Genomic DNA, 14,482 nt, shown 5'->3' with positions numbered 1-14,482 from the left:
GAATGAAATTAGCCATTGTGACGGCCTGCCCGAACGGCATGGTCACCAGTGTGTTGTGCGCCCGCCTGCTGGACGCGGCAGCCCAGCGCCAGGGTTGGAGCACCAGCGTGGAAGTCCATGACGCGGCCCATCCGGAGCGCCAATTATCGGCGGCGACCCTGGAAGCGGCCGAGTGGGTGTTGCTGGTAGCCAGCGGCCCGGTGGATATGTCGCGGTTCGTCGGCAAACGTCTGTTCCGCAGCACCCCGGCCCAGGCCTTGCAGGATGTCGATTCGGTGCTGCGTCGCGGCGCCGAAGAGGCCAAGGTTTTTGTCGAGTCGGATGTGCTGGAAGAGGCACCTGCGGTTTCGGCTGAGCGGGCTCCTCGTCTGGTCGCCATCACTGCTTGCCCAACCGGCGTGGCCCATACCTTCATGGCCGCCGAGGCGTTGCAGCAGGCAGCGAAGAAGCTCGGTTACGACTTGCAAGTGGAAACCCAGGGCTCGGTGGGCGCCCGCAATCCGTTGAGCCCCGAGGCCATCGCCGAGGCCGACGTGGTGCTGCTGGCCACCGACATCGAAGTCGCCACCGAGCGTTTTGCCGGCAAGAAAATTTATCGCTGCGGCACCGGCATTGCCTTGAAGCAGGCCGAAGCCACGCTGAACAAGGCGCTTGCCGAAGGCCGCCAGGAAAGCGCGTCGGGCGGTGCCAGTGCTGCGGCAAAAACGGAGAAGACCGGTGTCTATAAGCACCTGCTGACCGGCGTGTCGTTCATGTTGCCGATGGTGGTGGCCGGTGGTCTGTTGATCGCCTTGTCGTTCGTGTTTGGCATTACCGCGTTCAAGGAGCCCGGCACGCTGGCGGCGGCGCTGATGCAGATCGGCGGTGACACCGCGTTCAAACTGATGGTGCCGTTGCTGGCCGGCTACATCGCCTATTCCATCGCCGACCGTCCCGGCCTGGCGCCCGGCATGATCGGCGGGATGCTCGCAAGCACCTTGGGCGCGGGGTTCATCGGCGGGATCATCGCCGGTTTCCTGGCCGGTTACGCGGCCAAGGCGATCAACCGCTACGCGCGCCTGCCCCAGAGCCTGGAAGCGCTCAAGCCGATCCTGATCATCCCGCTGCTGGCGAGCCTGTTTACCGGTCTGGTGATGATCTACATCGTTGGCAAACCGGTGGCGGGCATGCTGGATGGCCTGACCCATTTCCTCGACAGCATGGGCACCACCAACGCGATTCTGTTGGGTGTTTTGCTGGGGGCGATGATGTGTGTCGACCTTGGCGGGCCGATCAACAAGGCCGCCTATGCGTTTTCCGTGGGACTGCTGGCGTCGCAAAGTTATGCACCGATGGCGGCGGCCATGGCCGCTGGCATGGTGCCGCCGATTGGCCTGGGCATCGCAACCTTTATCGCCCGTCGCAAGTTTGCCCAGACCGAACGCGAGGCCGGTAAAGCGGCGCTGGTGCTGGGGCTGTGCTTCATCTCCGAAGGGGCGATTCCGTTCGCCGCCAAGGACCCGTTGCGGGTGATCCCGGCCAGCATCGCCGGCGGTGCGCTGACCGGTGCGCTGTCGATGTACTTCGGCTGCAAACTGATGGCGCCTCACGGTGGGCTGTTCGTGATGCTGATCCCTAACGCCATCAACCATGCGTTGTTGTATTTGCTGGCGATCGTGGCGGGGAGTCTGCTGACGGCGGTGTCCTATGCGCTGCTCAAGCGGCCGGAAGTGGTGGAGATGGCGTTGGAGCCGGCCAAGGCCTGATCACTTAAGTTTGAACAATGAAAATTCCCTGTGGGAGCGAGCCTGCTCGCGATAGCGGTGTATCAGTCGACAATGGGTTGCCTGATACTCTGCAATCGCGAGCAGGCTCGCTCCCACAGTGGTTTTGGGGTGTTCACAAGATCCCTGTCACGCCTGATTAACACTGCCATGCTTAAGTTTCCCCATTTGGGGGAAACACCATGAGCGAATTTGACCTGGGCCGTCGCCGTGTGATGCAAGCCGTGGGGGCGGGGTTGTTGTTGCCGGGGCTGGCGCCGGCGGTGATTGCCTCAGTCAAGGATCGCCCGGTGCTCACCGATGGCGTGCAGTCTGGCGATTTGCAGGGCGACCGGGCGATGATCTGGAGCCGCTGCGACCGCCCGGCCCGGATGGTGGTGGAATGGGACACCCGCAGCCAGTTGCCCAACCCGCGGCGTTTTGTCTCGCCACTGGTTGACAGCCGCAGCGATTTTACCGCTCGGGTCGAGCTCACCGGGCTGCCGCCTGACCAGGCAATTTTCTACCGCGTGCATTTTGAAGACGCCCAGACCGGTGTCGCCAGTGAGCCCTGGCTCGGTCACCTGCGCAGCGTGCCGCAGTTCAAGCGCAACATCCGGTTTGTCTGGAGCGGCGACACCGTCGGCCAGGGCTTCGGGATCAACCCGGACATTGGCGGCATGCGCATCTACGAAGCCATGCGTTTGCGCCTGCCGGATTTTTTTATCCACAGCGGCGACACCATCTACGCGGACGGTCCGGTGCCGGCGCAGATCACCACCGAAGGCGGGCGCATCTGGCGCAACCTCACCACTGAAGCCAAGAGCAAGGTCGCCGAGACTCTGGACGAGTATCGTGGCAACTACCGCTACAACCTGATGGACGAGAACGTGCGCCGCTTCAACGCCGAAGTGCCGCAGATCTGGCAATGGGACGATCATGAGGTGGTCAACAACTGGTCGCCGGGCAAGCAACTGGATGAACGCTACCAGACCAAGGATATCCACAGTCTTGTTGGTCGTGCGCGGCAGGCCTGGCTGGAATACGCCCCCATGCGCTTGCAGAAGGCCGACGGCGGCGGGCGGATCTACCGCAAGCTCGCTTACGGGCCGATGCTGGATGTGTTCGTGCTGGACATGCGCAGCTACCGCGAAGCCAACGACGCCAACCTCGGCGGGGCCAAACCCTTTCTCGGTCGCGAGCAGTTGGACTGGCTCAAGGGCGAACTGAAGCGGTCCCGTGCCCAGTGGAAAGTCATTGCTGCCGACATGCCCATCGGCCTGGGTGTGCCCGACGGCGAAGTCAGCCCCGGCGTGTCGCGCTGGGAAGCGGTCGCCAACGGTGATCCGGGGCCGGCCCAGGGCCGTGAACTGGAGATCGCCGAGTTGCTCGGCTACCTACGCAAACATCAGGTGCGCAACTACGTCTGGCTCACCGCTGACGTGCACTATTGCGCCGCCCACCATTACCACCCGGAACAGGCCGCGTTCCAGGATTTCGAACCCTTCTGGGAGTTTGTCGCCGGGCCGTTGAATGCCGGCAGCTTCGGGCCCAATCCTCTGGACAAGACGTTCGGTCCCGAAGTGGTGTTCCAGAAAGCCCCCCCGGCGCAGAACACGTCGCCGTTTGCCGGATACCAGTTCTTTGGCGAGGTGAACATCGACGGCCAGAGCGGGGAGATGAGCGTGGTGTTGCGGGATCTGGAGGGCGTGGCAGTGTTCGAGAAGAAGTTGCAGCCGGTCTGAGTTTCAAGTACGCCACCAATCAATGTGGGAGCGAGCCTGCTCGCGATGCGCTGTGTCAGTCGACAAAAGTGCCGTCTGATACTCCGCCATCGCGAGCAGGCTCGCTCCCACAGAGGGCAGTGTTTTAGCGGGTGGCTTGTCAGTAGACATCCCGCCGGTACCGGCCCTGTTCGATCAAGCGCTCCACTGCCGCGGCGCCGAGCACGTCGTTGAGCACCTGATCCACGCCCGACGCCATGCCCTGCAAGCTGCCGCAGACATAGATCGCCGCACCGTCGGCCAGCCATTGCTTGAGCAGGGCCGAGGATTCGCGCAGGCGGTCCTGGACGTAGATTTTCTGTTCCTGATCCCGAGAAAACGCCAGGTCCAGGCGTTCCAGATCGCCGGATGTCACCCATTCCTGTAACTCATCACGGCAGTGGAAATCATGCTCGCGCTGGCGCTCGCCGAACAGCAGCCAGTTGCGCTGCATGCCCTCGGCCACGCGCGCCTTGAGCAGGCTGCGCAGGCCGGCCAGACCGGTGCCGTTGCCCAGCAATATCATGGGCACGCCCTGAGGCGGCAGATGGAAGCCGCTGTTGCGGCGTACCCGCAGGCTGATGGCACTGCCCAGCGGCGCATGTTCGGTGAGCCAACCGGAGCCGATACCCAGGTTGCCGTCGGCGTGACGTTCCTGGCGCACCATCAGTTCCAGCAGGCCATCGGCGGGAATCGAAGCGATGGAGTATTCGCGCAGTGCCAGTGGCGCCAGGGCATCCACCAGGGCCTGGGCATGCATGCCCACCAGATGGGCGCGATTTTCCGGCAGTTGGCGGTTGGCCAGGGCCTGATCGAGGCGCTGGGGCAAGCCATCGACCTGCACGCGAGCAACGCCGGCGATGCCCAGGCCCTCCAGGAAATGGTCGATGGCCGACAGGTCATTGCGCGGCAGGATTTCCACCAGGTCACCGGCCAGCCAACTGCTCGGGCCGGGCGCGGTGAGGCCCAACAGATACACGCCAGAGCCGCTGCTCTCGGGGTTGAGCAAGGTGCGCTGGTGCAGGGTCCAGTTCTCGAAACTGGGCGCCTGCCAAGTGTCCAGCGGAGCCTGGCCAGTCAGTTCGGCCAATTGCTGTTGCCAGTGACGCAAGGCGTAAGGGTCGCCACTGTCGACTTCCACCGGAGCGAACAGAGTCTTGCCGCCGTGCTCCGACAGCCAGGTGTGCAGGCGTCGGGCGAAGCCGCAGAAGTTTTCGTATTGCCGATCGCCCAGGCCCAGCACCGAATACTGCAGGCGCTCCAGGCTCATGGTCCGACCCAACACGTTGCGCTCGAAACCCCGGGCGCTGTCCGGTCCTTCGCCGTCGCCAAAGGTGCTGACGACGAACAAGGCGTGGCTGCAATTGCTCAGCTCCTGCTCGCTGACACCGGCCAGCGGCTGGACCTTCACCGGCAAACCGGCCGCCTGGAGCTGGCCGGCGGTCTGCCAGGCCAGTTGCTCGGCGAAACCGCTCTGGCTGGCGAATCCGATCAGCCAGGCGGGCGCATCGCTGCGGTTGGCACCCAGCTCCTGGCGGGCATTCTTGATTTGGCGCTTCTTGCGGCGACGGTCCAGGTACAGCAACCAGCCGGTGATGAAGAACAGCGGCATGGTCAGCGCGGCGACCGTCACCAGGATCCGCCCGATCAGGCCGAAATAGCTGCCGATATGCAAGGCGTAGACGCTGGTCAGCAACTGCGCCTTGAGGCTCTTGTCGCTGTAGCGGCTGTGACCACTGATGACACCGGTGGCCGGGTCGAGGATGAGCTGGTTCAGCGCCCGGTCATGAGGCGAGTTTTTCAGCAGGTAGAACACCGTTGCCGGTTGCCCGGCCACCGGCGGCATGCGCACGTTGTAGGCGATCAGGCCAGGGCCCGCGGCGCTGTAGATGCTGCTCCACATGGCCCGATAGTCGGCCACCGGCGGCGGGCCGCTCGGCGCTGGGCCGCGGTTGCGCACCCGTTCTTCTTCGGGGGAATCGGAGAGCAGGTGAGTCACGCCTTTGTTGTACCAATCGTAGGACCAGGTCAGGCCGGTCAGGGCCGCCAGCAGATAGAACGCCAGGCACCAGGTGCCCGCCACCGAGTGCAGGTCCCAGTTGAAGCTGCGGCCTTTTTTCGCCCAGTCGAGGGTTAGCCAGGCACGCCAGCTTTTCCATTGGCGTGGCCAGCGCAGGTACAGCCCGGACAGGCAGAAAAACACCAGGATCAGCGTGCAGGCACCGGTAATCTGTCGACCTACATCCTCCAAGGCCAGGACGCGATGCAGCCTGAGTATCAGAGCGAAGAGATCCTGGCCCACCACATCGCCCATGAATTGTGCGTTGTACGGGTTGAAATAGCGCATGGGCCCGCGCTTTTCCCCAGGCGGGGCGGCGAAAATTGCCCGTGCGGCGTGGCCGCTCTCGGTCTCGACCCAAAGCATGGCGACGGTTTTACCGGAAGCGGCCTCGATCTGTTGCACCAGCTCGGCAGGCGGCAGGACGCCTTCCGGTTGTTTCGGGACCATCAACACCTGGGGGTTCAACGCCCGCAGGATTTCGTCCTGAAACGACACCGCGGCACCGGTAATGCCCATAAACGCCAGGACCAGCCCGGCGCTGATGCCGAAAAACCAGTGCAACTGGAACAGGGTTTTCTTAAACACGTCACTCGCCTTTCAGTCATTGCTGTTCATCATGGCGCGCATGTTATCGAGAACCATTCATAAACACACATAAAAGCCACATGATTCAGACAAGCCTGAAGTCAATAGCATTGCGCTGATGGGCGCGTTTTGCGCTATTGCAAAAAAGCCCGTGACACAGTCACGGGCTTTCGGGTCCAGCGACCAGCGAATTACACGTAGAACGACTTCAGCGGCGGGAAGCCATTGAATTCCACCGCGCTGTAGCTGGTGGTGTAGGCACCGGTCGACAGCCAGTACAGACGGTCACCGATGGCCAGGTTCAGCGGCAAACCGTACTTGTAGTTTTCGTACATGATGTCGGCGCTGTCGCAAGTAGGGCCGGCGATGACCACTTCTTCCATCTCGCCTTTCTTCTCGGTCCAGATCGGGAACTTGATGGCTTCGTCCATGGTTTCGATCAGGCCGGAGAACTTGCCCACGTCCGTGTACACCCAGCGCTCGACGGCGGTACGGGATTTACGGGCCACCAGCACCACTTCGCTGACCAGGATGCCGGCGTTGGCGATCAGCGAACGGCCCGGCTCCAGGATGATCTCCGGCAGTTCGTCGCCGAAGTCTTCCTTGAGGAAACGGATGATTTCCTCTGCGTAGGTTTCCAGGCTGTTGGTGCGGGTGATGTAGTTGGCCGGGAAGCCACCGCCCATGTTGATCAGCTTCAACACGATGCCGTCTTCTTCTTTCAAGCGCTCGAAGATGACCTTGACCTTGGCGATGGCCGCGTCCCAGACGCTGATGTCACGCTGTTGCGAACCGACGTGGAAGGAAATGCCGTACGGCACCAGGCCCAGGTCGCGGGCCAGGATCAGCAGGTCCATGGCCATGTCGGTCTGGCAGCCGAACTTGCGCGACAGCGGCCAGTCAGCGGTGGTCGAGCCTTCGGTAAGAATGCGCACGTAGACTTTCGAGCCCGGCGCGGCCTTGGCGATGTTGCGCAGGTCGGCTTCGGAGTCGGTGGCATACAGGCGCACGCCCTTCTCGTAGAAGTAGCGGATGTCCCGGGATTTCTTGATGGTGTTGCCGTAGCTGATCTGATCCGGGCCTACGCCACGGCTCATGACTTTATCCAGCTCATAGATCGAAGCGATGTCGAAGTTCGAGCCTTTATCCTTGAGCAGGTCGATGATTTCCACTGCCGGGTTGGCCTTGACGGCGTAATAGACCTTGGCGAATTCGAAACCTGCGCGCAGGTCATCGTAGGCCTGGGAGATCATCGCGGTGTCGATCACCACGAACGGGGTTTCCTGCTTGTCGGCGAACGCCTTCATTTTCTGAAAGGTCTCGCGCGCGAAATAATCTTCGACCTGGATCGACATACTTGGGACTCCTACTGGCAAACATCAGGATCAATGGGTGTAAGGGCAAGCAGCCCTCGTGAACGTCCTCCGTATCCCCACTTTGGTTCGCCTACTTCCCAAGGCATGTCGCCGAAAGCAAAAAGGCCACGGGATGCTTGATTCCCTTGGCCTTGCTGTCTCGTCGTCAGTACTTGAGCCGGATGGATCGTTTCCAGCATGGACGTTCGGCGCGAACTTTAGGGCGTGAGGGGCCTGAGATCAACAAAAAATGTCGCGTTTTTGCACTCATTCGTCGTGCGGCCCGCGACAGCTCCTGATGTAACCGACCTGTGTGACAGTCAGATGTTCCTCGGCAATGCGACACAGGCCTCCAGGCTGGCCATTTGCACATGGCAGCTTGGAAGGGTGTTTCATGGCAGATCATTTGTTGACTGATTGGCGGCCGGTTATGAGGAAATCGTTTAAACAGATCTAAAAAACTGTAAGTGTCGACAGTGGGCGCGACGAAGCGATCATCGAATACTCAAGACTCCAGTTGTACTCGCCGCTGAATAAAACCGGTGTTGGGTTTATGCCGGGAACGCAGGTTATTAGGCGAGATTGCATAACTGATTGAGCTGAGCGATGAAAAGCTCTAGGAGAGAGTCATGCGCAAGCGTCGGGTCATACGGATATTAAACATTTCTTTGTTTCTCGGTTTTGTATCGGGCTCCAGCCTGTTGCAGGCAAGCCCTGGCACCGATACGGCCAAATTGATGGAGTACTGGTATCGATTGACCGCACGGGATTGTGGAAGTGGCAGGTTGGCGTCTGATTGCTCTGGGTTGATACTTCGAGGGATCGCCAGTAAACAAAGTTATTTGCCGTGGGATCCCAGTCCGTTATCGCATAGCCTGGAAGCGGGAGGCACCGGTATAGCGGCCGGAGGTACATCGGTTTCATATTTAAGAAAAGATGTGGAGTTCAATGGGCTTGGCATGCTCAGGTTCAATGGCTTTGCCTTGGTGCCCAATGATTTTGTGAATGAAAAGACGCAATTCAAAATCAAAGTATTGTGTGCCTTTCCTATTGATTCCTGGACGAATTATCGAAACAACAGCGGCTGCGGCGATTATCAGGAGAATGGGAACTCCCTCGGCGTTGTCGAGGACTATTGCCAGAAGCTGGGCATCAGCAATGCCAAGGCGTGGATGGAGCACTATGACCGTCAAACCCGAGACCCTGAAGCCACCAAAGCGCACAAGTTTCAATGCGGCTTTGATACCACGAGAGACTACTTCGGTACCTATAACAAGGCTGATGCATTCAATACGTTTGTCGAGGCACGAAAAATTTTGGCCAATGATCCAGAGGAAAAGGACGATGCGATCCATACCCAGTCGGAGCTGCGAATTGAAACCTGGCCGGATAATAAATACTGGAAAAGGGACTGGGGCAGTCAGGAACGGGTGAAGTTTGATGCGCCTGTCGCCAGTGACAGCGACTCAGCAAAAGCCACGTACCTGGAGCTCCCTATCGCTGCTTTTATTTATGAGAGTGGTATTGATTACATTGACAGAACTACAAAGACTTTTACGTCTCGTGAGTTTGCTCGAGATGATCAGCGCCGATGGGTAGAGCAAGGCAATACGTGGAAGCCGATCATAAAAATACAATTTCCGAACTCGATCGCTGAGGACGCGAAATTTGCTTACTACCCCGCCGATCAGCATGTTCAAGCCCCGGTGGATAGTCGTTCCTGCGATAACTACATAGAAAAGATCGAGTGGGATAACAATTATGTAGAACCCGTATTGGGAAAAATTTCATCGCTTAAGGTCACGCCCACGGCCTGCGGAAGAAAAGCCGGCGTAGGGAAAAGCAATGTCGTGCTGGCCGAGTTGGCGATCAAGGCTGCTGCCCTTGAACCGAATCGCAAGGACTGGAATTTCGATAACATGGGCAGCAGCATGCGCCGTCAGTTGGCCTGCCATCTTGATTCCCCCGATATCGCCGAGAATAAACCTACGTGGAGCCTTGAGCCCGCTCGTCCCTATGTGGCCCACGATGTGATTATTAAATTGCCGGGTGATAACCGGTGTAATCCTCATTGAAAGGGTCAGATCAGCCTGCTGACCCGACCGGGATACTCAAGACGACGAACATGGCAACTCTCACGCTTAAAAAATCAACAAAGCTGCTGATTCTACTGGGCAGTCTTTGTGTTTCGCCGCTGTCCTTTAGCGAAGCGCTCGTGGCCACGAGCGTGCAATCAGGAGAAGCAACCGCAGCCGCCTTGACCCGCAACTACTACGACACCGCGGTCAACTGTGGCGCTGCCACGGCACCGGCTTTTTTATGCACGGGTGTCGTGGCACGCACAACCAACGCAGGAAACTTCGATCCTTGGGACCATAGCGAATTTTCCAGGACCAGCGGCGCGGTTTCATTTTCCTACCTGAGGGCCGACGCCAAGTTCGGTGGTGCGCCATGGGGCAACAACGAAGCGCGGCATGGCTATATTTTTTATCCCACCCTCCGGGCTCCGCAGGGAAAAATAAGGCCCTCGATCATCTGTTATTTTCCCTACGATGGCGCGACGATCTATCGCAGCAAACCGGGCGCCCGCGGTTGCCGTGACAGCATTACTCAGTTCGTCTATCCCCTGAGTAAACCCTGTAATGAACAGAATATTTTCACTGCCAGGGCCTGGCTGACCCATTTTCGAAGGGTCAGTTACGGAAATCCTGCCAGTTGCGCGTGGATGCTCAACGATGCGTTGAATGAGCAAGCCGTGGCTAACTTCAATGCGGGATTGCAAGTCAGAAAACTTGTTGAGCTTGAGGCAGGGGGCGCCGATTTTAATTTCAAGAATCACAACGAGCTTCGCATCGAAGCCTGGCCAGAAAAAAATCCGGCTGCGCTGCCCATCCAGGCGTTTTTCTGGATCACCGGCTCAAACGATCTGGAAGCCTCCCGAATCGACCAAAAAAAATATCATGAGCGCACCAACGGTCTTTTTATCCCCATCGTTCGCGTCACATTGCCTCCCAGCCCACAAGGTCATTTCAGTTTCCAATATGTGAGTGCGGACCAAGCGATCTCCCCGGTTATCCCGATGCCCGCTTTTGCTGCACCCACCATTCCCAAGGCTTACAGCACAGTCTCTGGCGACCGTCTGAACACTCAGGATATCTATAGGGATGAATACCTCATCGTGCAATTGCCCACCGAAGCAATTGCCGCCTCCGATATCTTGAGCGTTCGGTGGGGAGGCCGGGTGCCATACAGCAGTCCGCCGGTCGCATACGGCGAGCTTCCCGCGAACAAACAGGTGCTGATTCCCCGCACTGAGGTCGTCGATAGCATCGGGCTCACCGTACCGGTGAGCTACACCATCAAGAAAAGCGGTGCCGGTGAAACCCTGGAGTCTGGGGTGCGGTTTCTGACCATCGATCCCCAGGCGCTGGTGCTTCCGGCACCCAGTTATGCCTCGGGGACAGTCACAGTCAACTCTCCAGCTCCGTCGGGCTCGACCCTGCGCGTACGTGTCATAGGGGAAACCTTCCTTGATACGGCCCATCAGCTGGTTACGGCCGGTAAGCCCAATTCTTTCGTTCTTGACCCGACCTGGGTCTCGAAACACAAGGGAAAAACGGTGCTGATCAATTATTCGGTGTTTACCAAACTCAGCCCGCAGTGGTTGTTTTCCCAAGTGCTCCGGGTCCAGCTATAAACGTCAGGCCAACGCTGTCTCGGCTGGCGAAACAATACTGGTCTTACCCCCACGGGACTTGCCGGAGCTTAGGTACTCGGCATCGATTCATTCGCTCAGGTACTGCGAGCAGGCGCCGTTCTGACGGTGCAAGTCGCGGCGTCGTACAAAACCCTGGGCCTTGTTCTGATTGCTCTCGCTGATCACTTCTTCTCTGGTGGATTAAGAAGGAACACTCGGTTTTTTATTTCAAATAAGTATTGAGCACTGTGAAAGTTGACAGGTGTTCGAAGGGGAGCGCTCTTGTAGCGTAGATAAAACTGTTAACGGAAAAAGCCTGAAAAAGACATAGCTTACTTAGAGCCTTGTCTGTTCATGTATGGGAGTCTGAAATGAAAAGACAATTTTGCATTGTGCTGTTTTTATTGTTGACGGCTGGCTGTGCAACACATGAATTGGATAGGAGCACTATTGATGAGCCGTCAGGACAGGCTGTTGGCGTCCAAGGCGCAGGTACCGGTCCAGAAATAGCGGCCTATCTCACGGAAGCCTATAACAACGTCTTGACCATGTGTCGCAACAACCCCTCGGCGCCGTCGTTTTTATGCACAGGGGTGACGCTACGGGCAACCCAACACTCCACGCAGTTTCATTTTTGGAATCCCAACCCAGCATCGACGGGCGTTTCTTTTTCCTGGCTGCGTAAAGACGCGAAGTTCAGCAAATTAGTATTTGGCTACAATAACGGCTTTATTCTTTATCCCGATTTTTTTAAACCGACAGGAAAGATCGCATTGGCGGTGCTGTGCTTCTTTCCAGTCGACGGCGCCACTGACCATCGACCTGACGAAGGTTGTGGTCAATATCCCAATCGCCCCAACAGCCGACCTTGCCAATCCCAAGGTATTACCAAAGCCGCGCACTATATTGCCCATTTCAACGCTAACGCAGGTATGTACGGTGCATTGTGTGGCTTCGATGTTCGTGACGAGCTGGATGAACGAGGCGCCGTTGCGTTCACCGAGGGCGTGAAGGCCCAGGGGCAACTTCCAGCCTCCGCATTTGGTACGCAGAATGAATTTCGCGTGAGAAAGTGGGCTCAGAATATTGGTCAGACCCTTCCGATTGAGGCCGTTTTTTACATCAATGATACGGGTAAGGTTGGCGCTCAATATGATCAACGGGACTTTAAAACGCAGACCGGCATTTGGATCCCCATGATCAAGATTACGCTTCCCCAAACGGCCGCAAATGACGCGAGATTTGAGTTTATTCCCGCTGATCAGGCTATCTCATCCTGAACCTCTGGGGCTGGGCAGCGGTGATGAAGATGTCTGATTCTTGCGTTGGACGTGTGCCGTCGATGGGTGGCGAGTCGTTAGGCTGCTCTTGCGCAGGTGGTCCATAGAGGGGGTTCTGGGCTATAATCGCCGCCCTTTTTTGAATCACCTGCCAGGCGATTTCCCATGACCAAACAGGCCGCCGAAGTCGCGAAACGCCGCACTTTCGCCATTATTTCCCACCCCGATGCCGGTAAGACCACCATCACCGAAAAGCTCTTGCTGATGGGCAAGGCGATTGCGGTGGCCGGCACGGTGAAATCTCGCAAGTCCGACCGCCATGCCACCTCCGACTGGATGGAAATGGAAAAACAGCGGGGTATTTCCATTACCACGTCGGTCATGCAGTTCCCGTATCGCGATCACATGATCAACCTGCTCGACACCCCGGGCCACGAAGACTTCTCCGAAGACACCTACCGCACCCTCACGGCGGTGGACTCGGCGCTGATGGTCCTCGACGGCGGTAAAGGCGTCGAGCCACGGACCATCGCCCTGATGGATGTCTGCCGTCTGCGGGACACGCCGATCGTCAGCTTCATCAACAAACTCGACCGTGACATCCGCGACCCGATCGAACTGCTCGACGAGATCGAAGCGGTCCTGAAGATCAAGGCCGCGCCGATCACCTGGCCGATCGGCTGCTATCGCGACTTCAAGGGCGTGTACCACCTGGCCGACGATTACATCATCGTCTACACCGCCGGGCATGGTCATGAACGCACCGAAACCAAAATCATCGAGAAGCTCGACTCCGACGAGGCCCGCGCCCACCTGGGCGACGAGTACGACCGTTTTGTCGAGCAGCTGGAGCTGGTGCAAGGCGCCTGCCATGAGTTCGACCAGCAGGAATTCCTCGACGGCCAACTGACCCCGGTGTTCTTCGGTACCGCGTTGGGCAACTTCGGTGTCGACCATGTGCTCGACGCCGTTGTCGATTGGGCACCGCGCCCGCTGGCCCGCGTCGCCAACGAGCGCACCGTGGAGCCGGTGGAAGAGAAGTTTACCGGCTTCGTGTTCAAGATCCAGGCGAACATGGACCCCAAGCACCGCGACCGCATCGCCTTCATGCGCATCTGCTCGGGCAAATACGAAAAAGGCATGAAGATGCGCCACGTGCGCACCGGCAAGGACGTACGCATCGGTGACGCCCTGACGTTCTTCTCCTCGGAACGCGAGCAACTGGAAGAAGCCTTTGCCGGTGACATCATCGGCCTGCACAACCACGGCACCATCCAGATCGGCGACACCTTCACTGAGGGCGAAGCCCTGGGTTTCACCGGCATCCCGCACTTCGCCCCGGAGCTGTTCCGCCGCGTGCGCCTGAAAGACCCGCTCAAATCCAAGCAACTGCGCCAGGGCCTCCAGCAACTGGCCGAGGAAGGCGCCACCCAGGTGTTCTTCCCGACCCGCAGCAACGACATCATCCTCGGCGCTGTCGGTGTGCTGCAGTTCGACGTCGTCGCCAGCCGTTTGAAGGAGGAATACAAGGTCGAGTGCTCCTACGAGCCGATCACCGTGTACTCCGCTCGTTGGGTCGAATGTGGCGACAAGAAGAAATTCGAAGAGTTTTCCAACAAAGCCGTGGAAAACCTCGCCTTGGATGGCGGCGGTCACCTGACCTACCTGGCCCCGACCCGGGTCAACCTGGCGCTGATGGAAGAGCGCTGGCCGGATGTGAACTTCCGTGCGACGCGTGAGCATCACTAAGCGCTGAGCTTTACACCCAGAACCCCGCACCGAAAGCTGCGGGGTTTTTTATTTCCACTTAACGACTAGGCACCACCAACCCCCGGTGGGAGCGAGCGTGCTCGCGATGGCGCAGTGTCAGTCAATCTCAAAGCTGCTGACCCACCGCCATCGCGAGCAGGCTCGCTCCCACACTGGAACTTCAGCGGGCAAAAAAATTGTGTTCGGCCCAGATTCCTCCGTGGGAGCAAAGCTTGCTCGCGATAGCGG

General features: G+C 58.7%; 8 protein-coding genes and 1 pseudogene. 6 read left to right on the top strand and 3 right to left on the bottom strand.

From position 1 onward, the window contains the following. The first annotated feature begins 2 nt into the window (after window positions 1-2). Together GSM73_RS18345 and GSM73_RS18340 are read left to right on the top strand one after the other, a co-directional pair. On the top strand, window positions 3-1,745 hold the full coding sequence (locus GSM73_RS18345; protein ID WP_107321866.1) for a PTS fructose-like transporter subunit IIB: 1,743 nt from the start codon (window positions 3-5) through the stop codon (window positions 1,743-1,745). A gap of 200 nt (window positions 1,746-1,945) precedes the next feature. Beyond that, on the top strand, window positions 1,946-3,487 hold the full coding sequence (locus GSM73_RS18340; protein ID WP_160893421.1) for an alkaline phosphatase: 1,542 nt from the start codon (window positions 1,946-1,948) through the stop codon (window positions 3,485-3,487). 139 nt (window positions 3,488-3,626) lie between these two features. Here GSM73_RS18340 and GSM73_RS18335 read toward each other — a convergent pair whose 3' ends face one another. Together GSM73_RS18335 and GSM73_RS18330 are read right to left on the bottom strand one after the other, a co-directional pair. Then, window positions 3,627-6,152 (bottom strand): sulfite reductase flavoprotein subunit alpha, encoded by a 2,526-nt coding sequence (locus GSM73_RS18335; protein ID WP_160893420.1) that lies wholly within the window; start codon window positions 6,150-6,152, stop codon window positions 3,627-3,629. Between the two features lie 191 nt (window positions 6,153-6,343). Beyond that, a complete protein-coding gene (locus GSM73_RS18330) occupies window positions 6,344-7,507 on the bottom strand; it encodes a type III PLP-dependent enzyme (RefSeq protein ID WP_047229038.1) in 1,164 nt (387 codons plus the stop codon). A gap of 629 nt (window positions 7,508-8,136) precedes the next feature. Here GSM73_RS18330 and GSM73_RS18325 point away from each other — a divergent pair. Together GSM73_RS18325 and GSM73_RS18320 are read left to right on the top strand one after the other, a co-directional pair. Further along, window positions 8,137-9,582 carry a DUF2599 domain-containing protein gene (locus tag GSM73_RS18325; protein ID WP_160893419.1) on the top strand — a complete coding sequence of 482 codons (1,446 nt, stop codon included), beginning with the start codon at window positions 8,137-8,139 and terminating at the stop codon, window positions 9,580-9,582. A 50-nt stretch (window positions 9,583-9,632) separates the two neighbouring features. Next, a complete protein-coding gene (locus tag GSM73_RS18320) occupies window positions 9,633-11,204 on the top strand; it encodes a hypothetical protein (protein WP_076383539.1) in 1,572 nt (523 codons plus the stop codon). Window positions 11,205-11,207: 3 nt separating this feature from the next. On the opposite strand, the pseudogene GSM73_RS18315 reads toward GSM73_RS18320, so the two are convergent. Continuing rightward, a pseudogene (locus GSM73_RS18315) lies at window positions 11,208-11,399 on the bottom strand (glycine/betaine ABC transporter ATP-binding protein); the annotation flags it as partial. Between the two features lie 176 nt (window positions 11,400-11,575). Between GSM73_RS18315 and GSM73_RS18310 the strand changes: the two are divergent. Next, window positions 11,576-12,484, top strand: a complete 909-nt coding sequence (locus GSM73_RS18310; protein ID WP_160893418.1) for a hypothetical protein — start codon at window positions 11,576-11,578, stop codon at window positions 12,482-12,484. A 165-nt stretch (window positions 12,485-12,649) separates the two neighbouring features. Next, window positions 12,650-14,233: a peptide chain release factor 3 gene (locus tag GSM73_RS18305; protein WP_047229034.1), complete on the top strand. Its 1,584-nt coding sequence runs from the start codon at window positions 12,650-12,652 to the stop codon at window positions 14,231-14,233. Window positions 14,234-14,482 lie beyond the last annotated feature (249 nt).

The sequence above is a fragment of the Pseudomonas sp. PICF6 genome (assembly GCF_009831705.1).
In the GTDB taxonomy this organism is placed as follows: domain Bacteria; phylum Pseudomonadota; class Gammaproteobacteria; order Pseudomonadales; family Pseudomonadaceae; genus Aquipseudomonas; species Aquipseudomonas rhizophila.
The sequence above is the reverse complement of the archived record's forward strand: the minus strand, read 5'-3'. Positions and strand labels throughout refer to the sequence as shown.